This window comes from Mesorhizobium sp. M0296, from assembly GCF_040321675.1.
Taxonomy (GTDB): domain Bacteria; phylum Pseudomonadota; class Alphaproteobacteria; order Rhizobiales; family Rhizobiaceae; genus Mesorhizobium.
The window spans coordinates 93554-114915 of record NZ_JAMYRZ010000002.1; the positions used below are offsets into that span (position 1 = coordinate 93554).

Sequence of the window (21362 nt, forward strand, 5' to 3'; positions counted from 1 at the left end):
GGCAACCCGGCTTGCGATCACCCGAATCGATTGAACATCCGGTGGGATGCACTAGCATTGGCAGAGATGGTGAAAGCCGCATGATCCTGGCAACGTCACGAGAGGCAGCATGACGCGCGCGATGACAACCGAAGCTCCTCTGCCCACGCTCAAAAACCCGGATCCCAAGACGCTCGCCGAGGAAGTCTTGCAAGCCCTCAAATACAGGGTCGGCAAGGGCACCAACGTTGCAACCCAGTACGATTGGCTCACCGCCTCGATCAAGGTTGTACGCGACCGCATAGTCGATCACTGGATGCAGGCGACCCAAGAGGCCTACGCCCAGCAGGAAAAGCGCGTTTACTACCTGTCACTGGAATTCCTCATCGGCCGCCTGATGCGCGATGCCTTCTCCAATCTCGGCCTGATGGACAATATGCGCGAGGCGCTGTCGTCGCTTGGCGTCGACCTCGACATCATTGCAGCGCTCGAACCGGACGCTGCCCTTGGCAATGGCGGTCTTGGCCGGCTCGCCGCCTGCTTCATGGAAAGCATGGCGACCGTCAATATCCCCGCGCATGGCTACGGCATCCGCTACGCCAACGGCATGTTTCGGCAGGAGATCCATGACGGCTGGCAGGTGGAGCTGCCCGAGACGTGGCTCGATCACGGCAATCCCTGGGAGTTCGAGCGCCGCGAACGCTCCTTCGAGGTCGGCTTCGGCGGCTCGGTGGAATCGGTCACCTCGAAGGACGGCCGGCTCGAGCGCCACGTCTGGAAGCCGACCGAACATGTTCTGGCAGTCGCCTATGATACGCCGGTTGTCGGCTGGCGGGCCAACCGCGTCAACACGCTGCGTCTGTGGTCCGGCATGCCGGTCGACCCGATCCTGCTCGACAAGTTCAACGCCGGCGATCACATCGGCGCGCTCGCCGAAAGCAACAAGGCCGATGCGTTGTCGCGCGTCCTTTACCCGGCCGATTCCCACAAGGCCGGCCAGGAGCTGCGGCTCAGGCAAGAGTATTTCTTCTCCACCGCCTCGCTGCAGGACATCGTCCAGCGTCATCTCAGCCAGTATGGCGACCTGCAATCGCTGCCCGACAAGGCGGCGATCCATCTCAACGACACCCATCCGGCCATCGCCGTAGCCGAGCTGATGCGCCTGTTGATGGATGTCCACGGCATGGATTTCGACCAGGCCTGGAGCATCACCAAGCGCACCTTCGGCTACACCAACCACACGCTGCTTCCCGAAGCGCTGGAAAGCTGGCCGGTGCCGCTGTTCGAGCGGCTGTTGCCGCGCCACATGCAGATCGTCTACGCCATCAACGCCGAGGTGCTGCTCGAGGCGCGCGCCTCCGACCAGTTCTCGGACGAGCAGATCAGCCGCATCTCGCTGATCCAGGAAAATGGCGATCGCCGCGTGCGCATGGGCAATCTGGCCTTTGTCGGCTCGCACTCGATCAACGGCGTCTCTGCCCTGCACACGGAATTGATGAAGGAGACGGTGTTTGCCGACCTCCACAGGCTCTACCCGGATCGCATCAACAACAAGACCAACGGGATCACACCGCGGCGCTGGCTGATACAGTGCAATCCCGGCCTCACTGCACTCACCCGAGAGGCGATTGGCGACGGCTTCCTCGACGACATCGACGAGATAAAGCGGCTTGATCCTTTCGCTGAGGACGCCGCCTTCCGCGACAAGTTCGCCGCTGTCAAACGGGCGAACAAGGCGAGGCTTGCCAAGCTCGTTGCCGACCGGCTCGGCATCAAGGTCGACCCATCGGCGCTGTTCGACATCCAGGTCAAGCGCATCCACGAATATAAGCGCCAGCTCTTGAACATTCTCGAAGCGGTCGCGCTTTACGACCAGATCCGCTCGCATCCGGAGCGCGACTGGATGCCTCGCGTCAAATTCTTCGGCGGCAAGGCGGCGCCCAGCTATCACAACGCCAAGCTGATCATCAAACTTGCCAATGACGTCGCCCGGGTCATCAACCGCGACCCGGCGGTGCGCGGTTTGCTGAAAGTGGTGTTCGTGCCGAACTACAATGTCAGCCTTGCCGAGATCATGATGCCGGCCGCCGATCTTTCGGAGCAGATATCGACCGCCGGCATGGAAGCGTCCGGCACCGGCAACATGAAGTTCGCGCTGAACGGCGCGCTGACCATCGGCACGCTCGACGGCGCCAATGTCGAGATCAAGGAATGCGTGGGCGACGACAATATCTTCATCTTCGGCCTGACCACCGATGAGGTCGCCGAGCGACGCAACAATGGTTACGATCCGCGCGCTGTGATCGAGGGATCGCCTGAATTGGCGCAGGCGCTGGCCGCGGTTTCATCCGGAGTCTTTTCACCTGACGATCCGGACCGTTATCGCGACCTGATCAACGGTCTTTACCAGAGCGACTGGTTCATGGTCGCCGCGGATTTCGATGCCTACGCCGCCACCCAGCGCGACGTCGATGCCGTCTGGCGCAACAGCCCGGACTGGTACGCCAGAGCCATCCGCAATGTCGCGCGCGTCGGCTGGTTCTCGTCCGACCGCACGATCCGCCAATATGCGAAAGACATCTGGCACGTGCCCGCCTGATGTGATTGCATGAGACTACGAACAATGTGGCCCTAGTGGAGTGATTTGACCCTCGCATCCCTTGGAGGGTAAGGCGGCATGCGAATGTCGAATTCAAAACTCCACTAGAAACATACACTTGGTGCCCGGGGAGGGTCACTGCCTGATGAGCAAGCCGCGCGCGACCGTTGCGACAAGCGGGCCGGACGGACTGGCGCCAGCCGGCGATGTCGCGGCGATTGTCGCCGGCACGCACGGCGATCCGTTTGCCGTGCTTGGCGTGCATGAGGCGGGAAAGGGCTTTGTCGCCCGCTGCTTCGTCCCTCATGCCGAGTTCGTCACCGCCTATACGCTGACCGGCAAGAAGGCCGGCGAGCTGTCGAGACGCGACGACCGCGGTTTCTTCGAAGGCAAACTGTCGCTGCGCAAACGCCAGCCGCTGCGCTATCATGCAAGGAATTCCGGCGGTGACTGGTGGCTGACCGATCCATATTCCTTCGGTCCCGTGCTCGGCCCGCTGGACGATTATTACATCGCCGAAGGGTCGCATCTCAGGCTGTTCGACAAGCTCGGCGCCCATCTCATCGACCATGAAGGTGCATCGGGTGTGCATTTTGCGGTGTGGGCGCCCAATGCAAGGCGCGTCTCGGTGGTCGGCGACTTCAACGAGTGGGACGGCCGCAGGCATACCATGCGCGTCCGCCGCGACACCGGCATCTGGGAGCTGTTCATTCCCGACATCGGCGCTGGCCGCCCATATAAGTATGAAATCATCGGGCCGGATGGCGTGAGATTGCCGCTCAAAGCCGATCCGTTCGCCTTCAAGTCCGAACTGCGCCCGGCCACCGCCTCGGTGACGGCACCGCCGCCGGCGCATGAATGGGGTGACGAGGCGCACCGGAACTACTGGCGCAATGCCGACCACAGGCGCGAAGCCGTATCGATCTACGAGGTCCATGCCGGGTCATGGCGGCTTCACGACGACGGCAGCTTCCTGTCGTGGGATGAGCTCGCCGACAGGCTGATCCCTTACGTGGTCGAGACCGGTTTTACCCACATCGAATTCATGCCGATCTCCGAACACCCTTATGACCCGTCCTGGGGCTACCAGACGACGGGTCTCTATGCGCCGACTGCCCGCTTTGGCGATCCAGACGGTTTTGCCCGCTTCGTCGACGGCGCCCACCGTGCAGGCATCGGCGTCATCCTCGACTGGGTGCCGGCGCATTTCCCGGTTGACGAACACGGTCTGGCAAAGTTCGACGGTACCGCGCTCTACGAACATGCCGATCCGCGCAAGGGCTTCCATCCCGACTGGAACACCGCGATCTATAATTTTGGGCGCCGCGAAGTGATTTCGTTCCTGGTCAACAATGCGCTGTTCTGGGCCGAGAAATATCACGTCGACGGACTGCGCGTCGATGCGGTAGCCTCGATGCTTTATCTCGATTATTCGCGCAAGGCCGGTGAATGGATTCCCAACGAGAAGGGCGGGCGGGAGAACCTCGAAGCGGTCAGCTTCCTGCAGCGTATGAACAAGGAGGTCTACGGCCACCATCCAGGTGTGATGACCATCGCCGAGGAATCGACCTCGTGGCCGAAAGTCTCGCAGCCGGTGCATGAAGGCGGACTGGGCTTCGGTTTTAAGTGGAACATGGGCTTCATGCATGACACTTTGGAGTATTTCTCCAAGGAGCCGATCTTCCGCAAGCATCACCACAACGACATCACCTTCGGTCTGGTCTACGCCTTCAGCGAGAATTTCGTGCTGCCGCTGTCCCATGACGAAGTGGTGCACGGCAAGGGCACGCTGCTCAACAAGATGGCCGGCGACGACTGGCAGAAATTCGCGACGCTGCGCGCCTATTACGCGTTCATGTGGGGTTATCCCGGCAAGAAGCTGTTGTTCATGGGCCAGGAGTTCGCACAGCGCCGCGAGTGGAGCGAGGGGCGCGCGCTCGACTGGAACCTGCTCGATTTCCGGCTCCACCGCGGCGTCTGGCAGACGGTGCGCGATCTCAACTATCTCTACCGCTCGCGCCCCGCGCTGCATGCCCGCGACTGCGAGCCGGAGGGCTTTTCCTGGCTGATCGTCGACGACAGCGCGAACTCAGTATTTGCCTGGCTGCGCAGCGCGCCGGGCGGCAACCCGGTCGCGGTCATTTCCAATTTCACGCCGGTGCCGCGCGACAATTACCGCGTGCCGTTGCCGCACGCCGGAAAATGGCGCGAGATCATCAACACCGATGCCACGGATTATGGCGGTTCCGGCAAGGGCAATAGCGGCGGCGTCGAGGCTCAGGCGGAAGGAGGAGGCATTTCGGCGACGATGCTTTTGCCGCCGCTGTCGACGATCATGCTCGAATTCGTCCCGGACTGAGCTATGTCTGGAGCATCTAACCTGGGAGGATAGGAATGGCTGAAATAAAACGAACACAGCCGCTGGCACGCGACGCCATGGCTTATGTGCTGGCCGGCGGCCGTGGCAGCCGGCTCAAGGAACTGACCGACCGCCGGGCCAAGCCGGCGGTCTATTTCGGCGGCAAGACCCGCATCATCGATTTCGCGCTGTCCAATGCGCTCAATTCCGGTATCCGCCGCCTCGGCGTCGCCACCCAGTACAAGGCGCATTCGCTGATCCGCCACCTGCAGCGCGGTTGGAACTTCCTGCGGCCCGAGCGCAATGAGAGTTTCGATATCCTGCCGGCCAGCCAGCGTGTGTCGGAAACGCAATGGTACGAGGGCACCGCCGACGCCGTTTACCAGAACATCGACATCATCGAGGCCTATGGGCCGGAATACATGGTCATCCTGGCCGGCGACCACATCTACAAGATGGACTACGAAATGATGCTGCGCCAGCATGTCGAGGCCGGCGCCGACGTCACCGTCGGCTGCCTCGAAGTGCCGCGCATGGAAGCTACCGGCTTCGGCGTCATGCATGTCGATCCCAAGGACACCATTATCTCCTTCATCGAAAAGCCCGCCGATCCGCCAGGCATTCCCGACAAGCCGGATTTTGCGCTGGCCTCGATGGGCATCTATGTGTTCAAGACCAAGTTCCTGATGGAGCAATTGCGTCGCGATGCGGCGGAGCCCGGCTCGAGCCGCGACTTCGGCAAGGATATCATCCCCTACATCGTCGAGCACGGAAAGGCGATCGCCCATCGCTTCGCCAAATCCTGCGTGCGCTCGACCGCCGAGAACGAGGCCTATTGGCGCGACGTCGGCACGGTCGACGCCTATTGGGAGGCCAATATCGACCTGACCGACATCACGCCGGAACTCGACCTTTACGACCGCGACTGGCCGATCTGGACTTATGCCGAGTTGAAGCCGCCGGCAAAGTTCGTGCATGACGAGGATGGCCGCCGCGGGTCGGCCGTGTCGTCTCTCGTATCGGGCGATTGCATCGTTTCGGGCGCTTCGCTGAAGCGAAGCCTGATCTTCACCGGCGCGCGCATCAATTCCTATTCGACGCTGGAGGAAGTCGTCATGCTGCCCGACGTCCATGTCGGCCGCAACGCCAGGCTGAAGCGCGTAGTCATCGATCACGGCGTCAGGATTCCGGAGGGGCTGGTGGTCGGCGAGGATCCCGTCCTCGACGCCAAGCGTTTCCGCGTTTCGGAAAAAGGCATCTGCCTGGTCACGCAGGACATGATCAACAGGCTGGGATCGTAGTGCATGCAGGTTCTGTCGGTGGCGCCCGAGATCTTTCCGCTGGTCAAGACCGGAGGGCTCGCCGACGTAACCGGCGCCTTGCCCATGGCATTGGCCGGCAAGGGCGTCACCATGCGCACGCTCGTCCCCGGCTACCCGCAGGTGATGGGCGCCTTCAAGAAAAAGAAGGCGGTTCAGCAATATCCGCTGCTGCAGGGCGGCAAGGCGTCGGTGCACGCCGTCCAGATCGCCGGCCTCGACCTGTTCGTGCTCGACGCGCCGCATCTTTTCGACCGTCCCGGCGGCCCATACGGCAACGCGACAGGCGCCGACTGGCCGGACAATTGGCGGCGGTTCGCGGCCCTGAGCCAGGTAGGCGGTGATATTGCCGGCGGTGCGATCTCGGGCTACCTGCCGGATATCGTCCATGCCCATGACTGGCAGTCGGCAATGACGCTTGCCTACATGCGCTACGGCAAGGCGGTCGGCACGCCGTCGATGATCACCGTGCACAACCTCGCCTTCCAGGGTCAGTTCGGCGCCGGCATCTTTGGCGAGCTTGGCCTGCCGGCGGCGGCTATGGCGCTCGACGGCGTCGAATATTACGGCGGCGTCGGCTTCCTCAAGGCCGGCCTGCAGGCCGCCTGGGCGATCACCACGGTCAGCCCGACCTATGCGCAGGAAATCCGCTTGCCCGAATTCGGCATGGGCCTCGACGGCCTGATCAACATGCGCTCCGTCGATCTCCATGGCATCGTCAACGGCATCGATACTGAGATATGGAACCCGGAAACCGACAAGCATCTACCCTCCAACTACACCGCAAAGACGCTGAAGGCGCGAATGCCCAACAAGGCCGCGGTCGAGGACCGTTTCAGCCTCGATCGCGATGACAGCCCGATCGTCTGCGTCGTCAGCCGGCTGACCTGGCAAAAGGGCATGGACATACTGGCTGCGGCCGTCGACGGCATCGTCGCGGCAGGTGCACGGCTGGCAATCCTTGGGTCTGGCGACGCTGGGCTGGAAGGCGCGTTGCTTGCCGCCGCAGCCCGCCATCGCGGCCGCATCGGCGTCGTCGTCGGCTATGACGAGGGACTCTCCCACACCATGCAGGGCGGCAGCGACGCCATCATTATCCCATCGCGCTTCGAACCTTGCGGGCTGACACAGCTTTACGGCCTGCGCTATGGCTGCGTGCCGGTGGTCGCGCGCACCGGCGGCCTTGCCGACACGATCATCGATGCCAACGAAGCCGCCATCTCTGCCGGCGTGGCGACCGGTTTCCAGTTTGCGCCCGCCAATGCCGGCGCCTTGCTGCACGCCGTCCGCCGCCTTGTCGAGGCGCATGCCAATCCCGCAGTGTGGACGTCGATGCAGCGGCAAGGCATGAAGGCCGACGTTTCGTGGGACAAAAGCGCCGAAAAATATGTCCAACACTATCGCTTGCTGCTTTCGAAAAGGGCTGCCTGACTGATGATCCGCACCGTCGCCACCAAACCCTATCCCGACCAGAAGCCCGGCACCTCCGGGCTGCGTAAAAAGGTCCCGGTGTTCCAGCAGGAGCACTATGCCGAGAACTTCGTCCAGTCGATCTTCGATGCGCTGGACGGGTTCGAGGGCAAAACCCTGGTGATCGGCGGCGACGGCCGCTTCTATAACCGCGAGGTCATCCAGAAGGCCATCGCCATGGCCGCGGCAAACGGCTTCGGCAAGGTGATGGTCGGGCAGGGCGGCATCCTGTCCACGCCGGCCGCTTCGCATGTCATCCGCAAATACAAGACCTTTGGCGGCATCATCCTGTCGGCCAGCCACAATCCGGGTGGCCCGCATGAGGATTTCGGCATCAAGTACAATGCCGGCAATGGCGGCCCGGCGCCGGAAAAGCTGACCGACGCGATCTTCGAAAAAACCAAGGCGATTTCAAGCTTCAAGATCGCCGATATCGGGCAGGTCGACATCGACACGATCGGCACGGTCAAGACGGGGGACATGACCGTCGAAATCATCGATCCTGTCGCCGACTATGCCGAACTGATGGAAAGCCTGTTCGATTTCGACGCATTGCGGGCGCTGTTCAAGTCGGGCTTCCGCATGCGCTTCGACGCCATGCATGCGGTGACCGGCCCCTACGCCAAGGAGATCCTCGAAAACCGGCTCGGCGCGCCCAACGGCACCGCCCGCAATTTCATTCCGCTACCGGATTTCGGCGGCCATCATCCCGATCCCAATCTGGTGCATGCGAAACACCTCTACGACGAGATGATGGGGCCGGATGCGCCAGACTTTGGCGCCGCCTCGGATGGCGACGGCGACCGCAACCTGATCATAGGCAAGGGAATTTTCATCACCCCGTCTGATTCGGTGGCGATGCTCGCCGCCAACGCCCATCTGGCGCCGGGCTACAAGGCCGGGCTGAAAGGCATCGCCCGCTCGATGCCGACCAGCGGTGCTGCCGACCGGGTCGCCGAAAAGCTCGGCATCGGCATCTACGAGACGCCGACCGGCTGGAAATTTTTCGGCAATCTGCTCGATGCCGGCATGGCAACGATCTGCGGCGAGGAGAGTGCGGGGACCGGCTCCAACCATGTCCGCGAAAAGGACGGCCTGTGGGCTGTGCTTCTATGGCTTAACATCCTTGCCGTGCGCGGCGAAAGCGCCAAGCAGATCGTCACCCAGCATTGGGCGGCCTATGGCCGTAACTACTATTCGCGCCACGACTACGAGGAGGTCGAGACCGACCGTGCCAACGCGCTTGTCGACGAACTGCGGGCCAAGCTTGGCTCGCTGCCTGGCACCAGCGTGCGCGGCATGACGATCGCCAGCGCCGATGATTTCGCCTATCACGATCCGGTCGACGGCTCGGTCAGCAAGAACCAGGGCATCAGGGTGTTGTTCGAAGGCGGCTCACGCGTCGTCTTCCGCCTGTCCGGCACCGGCACCTCGGGCGCGACGCTACGGCTTTATGTCGAGCGCTACGAGCCGGACACGAACCGCCACGATCTCGACACCCAGGAGGCGCTTGCCGATCTGATCGCGGCGGCCGACGACATTGCCGGGATTCGCAGCCACGCCGGCCGCGCCAAGCCGAGCGTCATCACCTGATGTCGTCGGGACTATCCGCCGGCTATCGTCCGCGATTTGGCGGGCTTGCCGGGGAGGGCGGCATCCGCTTCGCCGCATGGTCCTCGTTGGCTCGGCGCATCTGGGTCTCGATCTTCGACGCGCGCGGCAACCGCGAAATCGACCGGCTGGAACTCCAGTCGGAAGGCGAGGGCGTCCACGCACTTTTTGTTGCCGGTCTCGCCGCCGGCACCCGATACGGGTTCCGTGCCGATGGCGACTACGCGCCGGAACACGGTCTCTGGTTCGATCCCGACAAGCTGCTGGCCGATCCCTATGCCGTCGAGATCGACAGGCCCTATGCCTATGACGGCCGGCTAGCCGCGCGCCGGGGCGAGGGGGCCGACACGGCGCCGCTGATGCCGAAAGCAATCGCCGGCGCCTTGCCGGAACCCTTGCCCGCCTTGCCGCCGCTGTTTCGGCCCGGCGGCCTTATCTACGAAGTGCCGGTACGCGCCTTCACAAAGCTGCATCCCGACATTCCCGAGAAGCAACGCGGCACCATTGCAGCGCTCGCTCACCCCCTTGTTGTCGAGCATCTGCAAAAACTCGGCGTGGCAGCCATTGAGTTGATGCCGGTGACTGCATCGATCGACGAACGGCATTTGCCGCCGCTCGGGCTGCGCAACGCCTGGGGTTATAATCCGGTGACCTTCATGGCGCTCGATCCGCGACTGGCGCCCGACGGTCTGGCCGAGTTGCGCGGAACGGTCGCCGCGCTGCACCAGGCCGGCATCGGCACCATTCTCGACCTGGTGTTCAACCACACCGGCGAAAGCGACCGGCTCGGCCCGACATTGTCGCTGCGCGGCCTCGACAGCCGCGCCTATTATCGGCACGAGCCGGACGGCGCTCTGGTCAATGACACCGGAACCGGCAATACGCTCGCCTGCGAGCATCCGGTCGTCCGGGAAATGGTCCTCGACACGCTTCGCCACTTTGTCCAGCGCGCCGGTGTCGACGGATTCCGCTTCGACCTGGCGCCGATCCTCGGCCGCGTCGACGGCGTTTTCGACGCCGATGCGCCGCTGCTGAACGCCATTCGCAAAGATCCTGTTCTTGGCGACCGGGTGCTGATCGCCGAGCCTTGGGATATCGGACCGGATGGCTATCAGCTCGGCAATTTTCCGCCGCCCTTCCTCGAATGGAACGACAAATGCCGTGACGATATCCGCCGTTTCTGGCGCGGCAACGGCGGCATTATCGGTGCCTTGGCGACGCGGCTTGCCGGTTCGTCCGACGTCTTTGCCAAACCAGGCCAGACAACGAGCCGCAGCATCAATTTCATCGCCGCGCATGACGGCATGACGCTGGCCGATATCGTTGCCTATGAGCACAAGCACAATGAGGCCAATGGCGAACAGAACCGCGATGGCCACGACGACAACCTGTCCTGGAACAATGGCCTCGAGGGCGAGACCGGCGACCAGTCAATCGTTACGGCCCGTTTCGATGACCAGTGCGCGCTGCTGGCGACGCTCTTTGCCTCGCGCGGCACGATCATGCTGACGGCCGGCGACGAGTTCGGCCGCACGCAGCGCGGCAACAACAACGCCTACGCGCAGGACAATGACATCACCTGGCTCGACTGGGCTGGGCGCGACCGGGCGCTGGAGCTGTACACGGTTCTGCTCGCCAAGATGCGTCGTGCCGTGCCGGCGCTCTTGGACACAACATTCCTGACCGGAGAACCGCCTGCGGGCTCGGAAATCCCAGACGTAGCCTGGCTGACGGAAACCGGCATGCCGCTCGACGAGGCCGCCTGGCACGATGCCAGGCGGCACCGGCTGGTCATGATTCTCGGGAGCGGTGAGAACAGTCGCCTTGCGGTGATCATCAACGGCGACCGCCGGGCCTGCATGTTCACGCTGCCGGAACGGGCGGGTTTTCTTTGGCGCCCAGCTATCGAACCGGATAGTAGCGATATCTCGCGGCCGGTGCCTGGGCGAACGGTCCTGTTCATGATCGAAAGCAGGACAGCGCGGGCGGGCGCAGGGGAGAGCCATGATGGCTGACAATGCCGAATGGTGGCGCGGCTGCGTCATCTACCAGATCTACCCGCGCTCCTTCCAGGATACGACAGGCGACGGCAGCGGCGATCTCCGCGGCATCACCTCGAGGCTGGCCCATGTCGCATCGCTCGGTGTCGACGCGGTTTGGCTGTCGCCTTTCTTCAAGTCGCCAATGGCCGATATGGGTTACGACGTTTCGGATTACTGCGCCGTCGATCCGATGTTCGGCACATCAGAGGATTTCGACGCGCTGGTTGCCGAGGCACACCGGCTCGGCCTGAAGGTGATCATCGATCAGGTCTTGTCGCATTCGTCGGATCGGCACGAATGGTTCGTCGAAAGCCGCACGAGCCGCGACAACCCCAAGGCCGACTGGTACGTCTGGGCCGATGCGAAGCCCGACGGCACCGCCCCCAACAACTGGCTGTCGCTTTTCGGCGGCCCGGCCTGGGAATGGGACGCAACGCGCAGGCAATATTACCTGCACAATTTCCTCGCCTCGCAGCCGGACCTGAATTTCCACAACCCGCAGGTGCAGGACGCCTTGCTGGAAACGGTGCGGTTCTGGCTCGAGCGCGGCGTCGACGGTTTCCGGCTGGATACGGTCAACTATTACGTCCACGACCGCTGGCTGCGCAGCAACCCGCCTTTGGCGGAAAGCGTCGCCGGCACCAATACGGCAACCAGCCCCTATCTCTATCAGGAGCATCTGTTCGACAAGAGCCAGCCGGAAAACCTTGCTTTCCTCAGGCGCTTCCGGGCCTTGCTTGACGAATATGAAGGCCGCGTCGCTGTCGGCGAGATTGGCGACGAAACTCGTTCCTTGCAGACACTCGCCGCCTATACCGGCGGTGGCGACAAGCTCCAAATGTCCTATACCTTCGACCTGCTCGGCCCGCAATTCTCGGCGTCGCATGTGCGTGGCTGTGTCGAGGCCTTCGAGAGTAAGGTATTCGACGGCTGGGTTTGCTGGGCGTTCTCCAACCACGATGTCGTGCGCCATGTCAGTCGATGGACAAGTCCGGGCGGCGATCCGGACAGGGTGGCGAAGTTCTCGATCGTGCTGCTTTCCTGCCTGCGCGGATCGATCTGCCTCTACCAGGGCGAAGAACTCGGGCTGGAGGAGGCCGAACTGGCGTTCGAGGATTTGCGCGATCCCTTCGGCATCCGCTTCTGGCCGGCAATCAAGGGACGGGATGGGTGCCGAACGCCGATGGTCTGGGAGGCTGGCGCCGACAATGCCGGCTTTTCGACCGGCAAGCCGTGGCTTCCGGTCCCGGCAAGCCATCGCGCCCAGGCGGTCGACGTCCAGGACGGCGAGCAAACCTCCGTCCTGGCGAGCTACCGGGCGATGCTGGCCTTGCGCAAGCAGCATCCGGCGCTGGTTCGAGGCTCGATCCGGTTCCTCGATGCCGAAGGCGACGTCCTTGCTTTCATTCGCGAAGGCGGTGACGAAAAGCTGCTGTGTGTTTTCAATTTCGCCGACGTGCCGGCCGGCTGGCAATTGCCACCGGATCTGGAAGCGATAGAGCCGAGAGATCTTGGCGGTGCTGCCGGCGTCTTGCAGGAAAAAACTCTGTCGCTGCCGCCGCTGGGCTGCTTCCTCGGCCGGATCGGCTGAACTCTATTTCATTATCTCATTGAACGAGCACGGAGCGCCCGCAAGTCGCGCCGACAACCCGCACATCAGCCTCGCCGACATGCACGCCCACAGCTGCAAGCACGTTATAGACCAGTTCGTCGACCGGCGCCGTCACGCCGTTCAGAACCGTTACCACCGCCGGTTTAACCGTTCCGAGCAGGGCCGTCACGTCCAGCCCGAGGCCCAGTGCATTGACCGAGAGCGAGAGGCCGCTGACCAGCGATGTCGTGAGTGATTGCGTCAGGTTTTTTGTGGCGACAGTTTTTATCGTCTTGTTGGCGATATCGGTGCTGTCGAACGTCAATGCGGTCGGATCGTTGTTGGTGATGGCAAGTGATGACGAACCCTTCACATCGAGCAGATTGAGGGTGAGCAGCAGAAGCTTTACGCTTACCTGTGCAATCGTGGCATCGGAGAACGATTGCGGATTGCTGAAATCGGCGAAGGCCGATGGGTTGTTGTCGGCGTCGCTGGTGGCAAGGTGCAGCGAGGCCACGCCAGGCTGCGCGGCGATCGAGACCTTGATGCTATCCGGCCGGCCCGTCGGGCAGCTGATGTCGGTTAGCTTGGCTTCCGCATAGGCGACTTCGACATGCAGAGGCAGGTTGACGGACAGCAGACTGATGCCGCCGCCGAGATTGGAATTGCCGATGCCCACTGTGGTGACCAGCTTGATGCGCGTCTGCGCGGTGCGCACCACGGTGCCTTTTTCCCCGACGGCCAGCCAGGGTGAGTATTGCATCGGTTCACCGATGGCGATGGCGAGCGTGGTGGAGGTAAGTCCCGGAATAGTGGCGCCGAGATCGACCTGGACCTGGTTTGACCCATTGGCCAGCGAGGCGGCGGCACCCAGCATGCCCATCGCGCTTGCGTCGACGGAAAAGCCGGGAGACTTTTGTCCGAGGCCGAGCTTACCGATCGAGCCAAGATCGATAAGATGACTGAGGGGTATCTTGACTGTGTTGGTGGCCCTCGACGCGATCGTCTGCAGCACAAGTTTGCTGGCGCTGCCCGACCCGGACGCATTGGCCATGGCGGTCGCGATCTGGCCTACCGTCGCTTTTGACGCCAGCACGTCGGAATAGCTGACACCTGTCAGTTGCAACTGTACGGCAAGGGCATCGACGAACGAAAGCACGTTTACATCGGCCGAGATCAGCGCGTTGTAGTCCATGACGCTGAGCGAAATGTTGGCGCCCAGCAACTTGCTGAGAAGCGCGTTGAGGATGCCGCCATTGACGCTGAGGAGCCTGGACCCGACCGAGAACATCGCTTGCGGGGTCACACTGGCAATGGCTTCGGTGCCGACAACCGGAGTAGGGATGAGCGAACTGGCGAAATAGCGGGCGGGGATTTTTTGCAGAGTGACGCGAACGGCATTGTAAGGCGTTTTGCCGGCTTCGAAGCGCTTGTCGACACCAACGGAGGACGCCGCTGAGTATCGGCCGCCGGTGATCGACACGACGGTTTTGCCAACCGTGGGAACAATTGTCTGACCTGCCTTTTGAACAATGATGCCGGGCATTCGGTTGTCACTGAGCGTGGTTACCGCCGCGGCTTCCATATTGTTGATGTTCGACGCCGCGGTGATCGCCGCCAGATCGGTCATCGCCTGGGCTTCCCTGCGCTCCGTGTAGATCGAACCTTCGTCGACAGCGAAGGCCGCCAACCCCAGCGCGAACGGTGCTATCAGCGCCGTCATGACGGCAAAGTTCGCCTTCTCGTCGCCAACCATCGAGCGAGCGATCCGCCCGATGCCCCTCAGCAAGAACTGCGACATTTCAAATGCCTCCAATCCTGATGGTCGACCTGCGTGACATCGTGGTTTGCGGCATCGCAAGGCTGGGCAACAGGTTCCATATCGGCAGGTTGCTGGCATCGTACTGGATCGATACGACGAACTGATTTCCGTCGGCCGTGCTGTCCGTCGCCTGATAGGTCAGCTTGCCGGAATCGACGAACGGGTATCCACTGGCATTGTTTTTGACGAAACTCGCCACCAGCGCCTGGCGCTCGGTTTGATTCAATCCGGCAATTGCGGTGCGTGCGGCATCGGCGGCGATTTGCTGCAAGGAGTTGCTTGCACCAAAATAGATACCATATGCAACCATTCCGAGCAAAAGAAGGATAAAGATTGGGGAAAGCAGGGCGAACTCGACCGCGGAAGTTCCGGACTCTTCTCCAATCTTGCGTAGATTCGTCCGTACTTGGCGCAATATTTTACGCTTCAATGCGACAGTATTACTGTCTATCTTGTTCATTGCCCTTGCCCGTTGGAACCCAAGGTCGATGTGCCGATCCCATCGAAATTTGTAACCCTTGGTTGCCTAAGAACCAATTAATACAATCCGGTAAACTGAAATGATCGGCCAGATTATTTCCCAGATCGGCGTTCTGGCCAGGAAACCCAGTCAAACTCATGGTTTCGACCATTGATTGGCCGCCCGCAAAACGACTGCCCCGGCCCCCTTACTTTGGGTGACCCCGAGAGTCTGTTGAAATAAAAAATCTCCACGTTACTGTTTGGCCACCAGCTGCCGGAAAGGGAACCGGCTGCGCGCTCGAAAGGAACCAACCAATCGGTTTCGGGGCGTCAACACTTAGAGACGTGGCCGAAGGGCGACGTCATTAGGGAGAACTCCATGCTGAAACATGTGCTGAAGGCGACGGTACTCGCCACGACCATGGTCTTGGCCGCCGGTACGTTCTACACGCCGGCTTTCGCCGAGACCGTCTATAACCGCGGATCCGCCGCCGAAGCGGAGACGCTCGATCCGCACAAGACCTCGACGGTCTACGAAGCCGATATCATACGCGACCTGTTCCAAGGCCTCGTCATGCATGACCAGAAGACGAATCTCATTCCGGGCGCCGCCGAAAGCTGGACGGTGTCCGACGACGGCAAGGTCTATACATTCAAGCTGCGCAAGGACGGCCTCTGGTCGGATGGCAGCCCAGTGACGGCTGACGACTTCGTCTATTCTTTCCGTCGGCTAGAAGATCCGGCCACCGCTGCCGAATACGCTTCCATGCTCTATCCCGTCAAGAATGCGGAGGAGGTCAATACCAAGAAGGGCAAGCCGGAGGACATGGGCGTCAAGGCGATCGATGCTAACACCCTGGAAGTGACGCTGAAGGCGCCGACGCCGTATTTCCTGGAGATGCTGACCCACCAGGCGACCTATCCGGTCAATAAGGCGTCTATCGAAAAGCTTGGCGCCGACTGGATCAAGGCAGGCAAGCTGGTCTCCAACGGGGCCTTTACAGCGGCGGAGTGGATTCCCAACGACCATCTGAAGCTGGTCAAGAATCCGAAATTCTGGGATGCCGCGAGCGTCAAGTTCGACGTGGTCAACTACATCCCGACCGAGGATCGCTCGTCGGCGATGAAGCGCTTCGAGGCCGGCGAACTCGACAGTTACGGCGACCTGCCGACGGAACAGCTCGGCGACCTTAAGGCCAAATTCGGCGACCAGGTCCGTGTCGGGCCATATCTCGGCATCTACTATTATGCGATCAAGACCGATAAGGCGCCGTGGGATAATGTCGAGCTGCGCAACGCCATCTCGATGGCGATCGATCGCGACTTCCTGGCGGAGAAAGTCTGGCAGAATTCGATGCTGCCCGGCTATTCCATGGTGCCTCCCGGCATCGAGGGCTATACGCCGGCAATGGCCAAATACGCCGACATGCCGCAGATCGACCGCGAGGACGCTGCCAAGAAGATCCTCGAGAAACTCGGCTATACACCCGAGCATCCGCTGAAAATGCAGATCCGCTACAACACTTCGGAGAACCACAAGAATACGGCAGTCGCGATCCAGGAACAGCTGAAGCCGCTTGGCGTCGAGATCACACTCCTCAATACCGACACCAAGACCCACTACTCCTTCCTCGAGCAGAAGGGAGACTATGACGTGGCGCGCGCCGCCTGGATCGCCGACTACAAGGATCCCGAAACCTTCCTCGGCATCTCCCGCAAAGCCAGCGGCAACAACTATTCGGTCTACAACAGCCCAAAATACGAGGCGGCGATGGACAAGGCGGCGGCCGCCGGCGGCAACCCTGCAGAACGCATGAAGGAACTCGCCGAGGCCGAGCGCATCCTCATCGATGACGTCGGCGAGATCCCGCTTCTCTACTACAGCTACCACGATATCGTTTCCTCGAAGCTGCATGGCTTCGACGACAATGTGATGGACATCCACCCGTCCCGCTTCATCAGCAAGGACTGATCCCTGGCCGGGCCACCGCGCATCGAATGCGCGGTGGCTTGCCGTCGCATCGGACCTCCGTGAATCGGATCGATTTTCGGAAAGCCCGATGCGAAGATTTGAAGGCTAGAGCGCAATCGTCCAGCCGGACGCGCGTTGTTCTGGATCAAGCGGGGCACCGATGCTGCGTTACGTATTCCGGCGGCTTCTGACCGCCATTCCGACGCTGTTCGTCATCGTGACCATGGCGTTCTTTCTGATACGCGTCGCGCCGGGCGGCCCGTTCAACCAGGAGCGGGGCCTGAGCCCCGAGATCAGGGCCAATCTCGAAGCCCAGTTCGGCCTCAACGATCCGCTCTGGTTGCAGTACCTCCACTATCTAGGCAATCTTCTGCGCGGCAATTTCGGCCCCAGCTACAACATGCCGGATTTCACCGTCGGCGAGTTGTTCAAGGAGGGCCTGCCGATCTCAATCCAGCTCGGCGCTTCGGCGCTCGTTCTGGCGCTGCTCCTCGGCAGCGTGCTCGGCACTGTTGCCGCGCTCAACCAGAACAAGCTTGCCGACTATTCGGTGATCGCGCTGGCGACCGCCGGCAGCACCATTCCAACCTTCGTCATCGCCCCGGTGATCCAGCTTGCATTCGGATTGACCTGGAGGCTGCTGCCGATCGGCGGCTGGGGCGATGGAGCCCTCATCAATAAGGTCGGCCCGGTGCTGACGCTCGCTCTTCCGCAGATCGCCATCGTCGCCCGATTGATGCGCGGCTCGATGATCGAATCGCTGCACTCGCATCACATCCGCACCGCGCGCGCTCTCGGCCTGTCCGACTGGTCGGTCATCGTCAAGCATGCACTGCGCGGCGCCATCCTGCCGATCGTCTCCTTCACCGGTCCGGCAGCCGCAGCCCTTCTCACCGGCTCGGTCATCGTCGAGACCATCTTCTCTATCCCGGGCATCGGCCGTCATTTTGTCGTTGCTGCACTCAACCGCGACTACACACTGGTGATGGGGACGGTGGTGGTCATCGCGCTCTTCACCATTGTCTTCAACCTGATCGTCGACGTCCTCTATGGGGTCGTCGATCCGAGGGTGCGCTATGACTGATATCGCAGTTGCCGCACCGGTCGTCGGCCGGTCCCTGTGGGGTGACGCCTGGGCGCGCCTCAAGGCCAATCGCGCGGCCATGTTCAGCCTCTATTATCTTGCCTTCATCGCCGTCATCAGCGTGTTTGGGCCCTATCTCGTGCCGCACCAATACACCACCATCTATGCCGACTATGTCCGTACGCCGCCGAGCTTCTCCGCCTATCCGAAGGCCGACATGATCGAAGGCGCTCTCGATGAGGCGATCAGGCGTATGCGCGTCGACATCAAGGAGTGGCGGCAGGAGGGCAGCCGTGTGTTCGTTACCGTCAAATCGTCCAAGCCGATCGACGACCGCAATATTCGCTACCTTGATCGTTCCGATACCTTTGATGACACAAAGATCGAGAGCAAATCGCCGGACGGTCTCGAAATGGTGATGAGTGCCTCGATCAAGCAGCAATATTTCCTGTTCGGCACCGACAATACCGGCCGCGATCTCCTGTCCCGAACGCTGATGGCCGGGCGCATATCGCTAGCCATCGGCCTGCTTGCCGGCATTGTGGCCGTGGTCATCGGCGTGCTCTATGGCGCCACCGCCGGCCTTGCCGGCGGCAGGGTCGACGAGGTGATGATGCGTGTCGTCGACGTGCTTTATTCTTTGCCGTTCATCTTCTTCGTCATCATGCTGGTGGTGTTCTTCGGCAGGAACTTCGTGCTGATGTTCCTGGCGGTCGGCGCGGTGCTGTGGCTCGACATGGCGCGCATCGTGCGCGGACAAGCGCTGTCGATCCGCCGGCAGGAATATGTCCAGGCGGCGGAGGCGATGGGCGTCGGCCAGCGCGGCATTCTGCTGCGCCATGTGATCCCCAATTTGCTCGGGCCGGTGGTGATCTACATGACGCTGCTGGTGCCGCAGGTCATTATCCTGGAGAGTTTTTTGTCGTTCCTCGGGCTCGGCGTCCAGGAGCCGATGACCAGCTGGGGCGTGCTGATCTCGGTTGGCGCCCAGAACATCGGCTCGGCCAACTGGCTGCTTCTGTTCCCGGCCTTCTTTCTCGTCTCCACGCTGTTCGCGCTGAATTTCGTCGGCGATGGGCTGCGCGACGCGCTCGACCCGAAGGATCGTTGAGATGGCCGCTTCCGAAACCATCCTCAGCGTCAAGGACCTTCGGGTCCGCTTCCGCACCCTCGACGGTGTGGTGGAGGCGGTGAAGGGCATCAATATCCACGTCAAATCAGGCGAAACCGTCGCCGTCGTCGGCGAATCCGGTTCCGGCAAGAGCCAGACGATGATGGCGGCGATGAGCCTGCTCGCCTCGAACGGCGAAGCCACCGGCACCGTCGATTATCGCGGCCGCAATCTTTTGACCTTGAGCAAGCCCGAGCTCAACAAGATCCGCGGCCGCAAGATCAGCATGATCTTCCAGGAGCCGATGACGTCGCTAGACCCGCTCTATTCGATCGGCAACCAGCTGATCGAGCCGATCCGCAAGCATCGCGGACTTGGCGCCGCCGCGGCGCGCGAGGAGGCGCTCAAGCTGCTGCGGCTGGTCCATATTCCCGATCCGGAGCGGCGGATGAAATCCTATCCGCACGAGTTATCGGGCGGTCAGCGCCAGCGCGTCATGATCGCCATGGCGCTGGCCAACGACCCCGACATACTGATCGCCGACGAGCCGACGACCGCGCTCGACGTCACCATCCAGGCGCAGATCCTCATGCTGCTCGCCGAATTGCAGCGCAAGCTCGGCATGGCGATCGTCTTCATCACCCACGATCTCGGCATCGTCCGGCGCTTTGCCGATCGGGTCTATGTGATGCGCTATGGCGAGGTGGTCGAGGAGGGCGAGGCGGAAGCGATCTTCGCCAACCCGCAGCACGGCTACACCAAGATGCTACTTGCCGCCGAACCGACCGGCACCAAGGCGCCGCCGCCTCCGAATGCCCCTGTCCTGCTTGAAGGCAGGAACGTCGAGGTGACCTTCAAGATCGGCGGCGGATTTCTTGGCGGCGAGCCGCTGCTGCTGCGCGCCGTCGATCGCATTTCGATACGGCTGAAGCGCAACCAGACGATCGGCATCGTCGGCGAATCCGGCTCGGGAAAATCGACGCTCGGCCGCGCCTTGCTGCGGCTCCTGCCCAGCGACGGTATCATCCGGCTTGGTGACCGCGACATTTCCCACGCCGACCGCCAGGCGATGCGGCCGCTGCGGCGCGAATTGCAGCTGGTTTTCCAGGATCCGTTCGGCTCGCTGTCGCCACGCATGACCGTCGGCCAGATCATCACCGAGGGGCTTCTGGTCCATGAGCCCAATCTGTCGGGCAGGCAGCGCGATCTCCGCGCGGTCGATGCCTTGCTCGAAGTCGGGCTCGACCCGAACACGCGCAACCGCTATCCGCATGAATTCTCCGGCGGTCAGCGGCAGCGCATCGCCATTGCGCGCGCCATGATACTGAAGCCGAAAGTGGTGGTGCTGGACGAGCCGACCTCGGCGCTGGACCGCTCCGTGCAGAAGCAGATCGTCGAATTGCTGCGCAAGCTGCAGGCCGACCACGAGCTGTCCTATCTGTTCATCAGCCACGATCTCGCCGTCGTGCGCGCCATGGCCGACTACATCATCGTCATGAAGCAGGGCAAGATCGTCGAGGAGGGACCGGCCGAGGCAATCTTCAGCAATCCGCAGGCAACCTATACGCAGACACTGATGGCCGCGGCCATCGACGTGACGCGATTTCGCCTGAGCGCATAGCGCGATTGGTCAGAACTGCGGCGGATGGTGGTTGTTCCGGGAACAAAAACAGCTAAGCCGCTGTTTTTTCTGGTCGGAGTGGCAGGATTTGAACCTGCGACCCCATCGTCCCGAACGATGTGCGCTACCAGGCTGCGCTACACTCCGTGACCAGACCGCGGGCTTATAGCCGCCGCGTTTGGTTACTGCAAGCGCCAATGGCAGCGCTTCTGTCGCATTTCTTTCGCTTTCGCCGCCACGTCATACAGGTTTCAGTTTCCTGTCGCACAAACACGGCTTAAAGGGCTTCTGGGTAACCGTCCACTTGCTTCGAAGCACCT

13 protein-coding genes and 1 tRNA gene are annotated in these 21362 nt (G+C 61.9%); 11 read left to right on the plus strand and 3 right to left on the minus strand.

Features of this window, described 5'->3' with window-relative positions:
- Positions 1–109: 109 nt before the first annotated feature.
- From NKI97_RS03300 to bglA, 7 genes are all read left to right on the plus strand, one after another.
- Entirely contained in the window at positions 110–2578 is a 2469-nt protein-coding gene (locus tag NKI97_RS03300; RefSeq protein ID WP_352832730.1) for a glycogen/starch/alpha-glucan phosphorylase, read from the plus strand.
- Positions 2579–2723: 145 nt separating this feature from the next.
- Entirely contained in the window at positions 2724–4937 is a 2214-nt protein-coding gene (gene glgB / locus NKI97_RS03305; RefSeq protein WP_352832732.1) for a 1,4-alpha-glucan branching protein GlgB, read from the plus strand.
- A 35-nt stretch (positions 4938–4972) separates the two neighbouring features.
- Positions 4973–6238 (plus strand): glucose-1-phosphate adenylyltransferase, encoded by a 1266-nt coding sequence (gene glgC, locus NKI97_RS03310; RefSeq protein WP_352490794.1) that lies wholly within the window; start codon positions 4973–4975, stop codon positions 6236–6238.
- Positions 6239–6241: 3 nt separating this feature from the next.
- Complete coding sequence (gene glgA / locus NKI97_RS03315) at positions 6242–7687, plus strand: glycogen synthase GlgA (protein ID WP_352449097.1); 1446 nt, start codon at positions 6242–6244, stop codon at positions 7685–7687.
- Positions 7688–7690: 3 nt separating this feature from the next.
- Entirely contained in the window at positions 7691–9319 is a 1629-nt protein-coding gene (locus NKI97_RS03320) for an alpha-D-glucose phosphate-specific phosphoglucomutase (protein ID WP_352449096.1), read from the plus strand.
- A complete protein-coding gene (gene glgX, locus NKI97_RS03325) occupies positions 9319–11352 on the plus strand; it encodes a glycogen debranching protein GlgX (RefSeq protein ID WP_352832735.1) in 2034 nt (677 codons plus the stop codon). The genes NKI97_RS03320 and glgX overlap by 1 nt, the downstream gene beginning before the upstream one ends.
- Entirely contained in the window at positions 11342–12970 is a 1629-nt protein-coding gene (gene bglA / locus NKI97_RS03330; RefSeq protein WP_352449094.1) for a beta-galactosidase BglA, read from the plus strand. Before glgX ends, bglA begins: the two co-directional genes overlap by 11 nt.
- 16 nt (positions 12971–12986) lie before the next feature.
- Here the strand turns inward: bglA and NKI97_RS03335 are convergent, their stop codons facing one another.
- Both NKI97_RS03335 and NKI97_RS03340 read right to left on the minus strand, forming a co-directional pair.
- Positions 12987–14771 (minus strand): pilus assembly protein TadG-related protein, encoded by a 1785-nt coding sequence (locus tag NKI97_RS03335; protein WP_352449093.1) that lies wholly within the window; start codon positions 14769–14771, stop codon positions 12987–12989.
- Between the two features lies 1 nt (position 14772).
- Positions 14773–15252 carry a TadE family protein gene (locus NKI97_RS03340; protein ID WP_352449092.1) on the minus strand — a complete coding sequence of 160 codons (480 nt, stop codon included), beginning with the start codon at positions 15250–15252 and terminating at the stop codon, positions 14773–14775.
- 381 nt (positions 15253–15633) lie between these two features.
- On the opposite strand from NKI97_RS03340, the gene NKI97_RS03345 reads away from it, so the two are divergent.
- From NKI97_RS03345 to NKI97_RS03360, 4 genes are all read left to right on the plus strand, one after another.
- Positions 15634–17226: a peptide ABC transporter substrate-binding protein gene (locus NKI97_RS03345; RefSeq protein WP_352449091.1), complete on the plus strand. Its 1593-nt coding sequence runs from the start codon at positions 15634–15636 to the stop codon at positions 17224–17226.
- Between the two features lie 160 nt (positions 17227–17386).
- On the plus strand, positions 17387–18310 hold the full coding sequence (locus NKI97_RS03350; RefSeq protein WP_352449090.1) for an ABC transporter permease subunit: 924 nt from the start codon (positions 17387–17389) through the stop codon (positions 18308–18310).
- Entirely contained in the window at positions 18303–19421 is a 1119-nt protein-coding gene (locus NKI97_RS03355) for an ABC transporter permease (protein WP_352449089.1), read from the plus strand. The genes NKI97_RS03350 and NKI97_RS03355 overlap by 8 nt, the downstream gene beginning before the upstream one ends.
- Before the next feature lies 1 nt (position 19422).
- Positions 19423–21042, plus strand: a complete 1620-nt coding sequence (locus NKI97_RS03360) for an ABC transporter ATP-binding protein (RefSeq protein ID WP_352449088.1) — start codon at positions 19423–19425, stop codon at positions 21040–21042.
- A 70-nt stretch (positions 21043–21112) separates the two neighbouring features.
- Here NKI97_RS03360 and NKI97_RS03365 read toward each other — a convergent pair.
- Positions 21113–21189, minus strand: a tRNA-Pro gene (locus tag NKI97_RS03365).
- Positions 21190–21362: the final 173 nt, after the last annotated feature.

Excerpts from the sequence above, each read along its gene's own strand:
- NKI97_RS03300 (WP_352832730.1), top strand. The coding sequence starts at position 110 with ATGACGCGCGCGATGACAACCGAAGCTCCTCTGCCCACGCTCAAAAAC.
- glgB (WP_352832732.1), top strand. The coding sequence starts at position 2,724 with ATGAGCAAGCCGCGCGCGACCGTTGCGACAAGCGGGCCGGACGGACTG.
- glgC (WP_352490794.1), top strand. The coding sequence starts at position 4,973 with ATGGCTGAAATAAAACGAACACAGCCGCTGGCACGCGACGCCATGGCT.
- glgA (WP_352449097.1), top strand. The coding sequence starts at position 6,242 with ATGCAGGTTCTGTCGGTGGCGCCCGAGATCTTTCCGCTGGTCAAGACC.
- NKI97_RS03320 (WP_352449096.1), top strand. The coding sequence starts at position 7,691 with ATGATCCGCACCGTCGCCACCAAACCCTATCCCGACCAGAAGCCCGGC.
- glgX (WP_352832735.1), top strand. The coding sequence starts at position 9,319 with ATGTCGTCGGGACTATCCGCCGGCTATCGTCCGCGATTTGGCGGGCTT.
- bglA (WP_352449094.1), top strand. The coding sequence starts at position 11,342 with ATGATGGCTGACAATGCCGAATGGTGGCGCGGCTGCGTCATCTACCAG.
- NKI97_RS03335 (WP_352449093.1), bottom strand. The coding sequence starts at position 14,771 with ATGTCGCAGTTCTTGCTGAGGGGCATCGGGCGGATCGCTCGCTCGATG.
- NKI97_RS03340 (WP_352449092.1), bottom strand. The coding sequence starts at position 15,252 with ATGAACAAGATAGACAGTAATACTGTCGCATTGAAGCGTAAAATATTG.
- NKI97_RS03345 (WP_352449091.1), top strand. The coding sequence starts at position 15,634 with ATGCTGAAACATGTGCTGAAGGCGACGGTACTCGCCACGACCATGGTC.
- NKI97_RS03350 (WP_352449090.1), top strand. The coding sequence starts at position 17,387 with ATGCTGCGTTACGTATTCCGGCGGCTTCTGACCGCCATTCCGACGCTG.
- NKI97_RS03355 (WP_352449089.1), top strand. The coding sequence starts at position 18,303 with ATGACTGATATCGCAGTTGCCGCACCGGTCGTCGGCCGGTCCCTGTGG.
- NKI97_RS03360 (WP_352449088.1), top strand. The coding sequence starts at position 19,423 with ATGGCCGCTTCCGAAACCATCCTCAGCGTCAAGGACCTTCGGGTCCGC.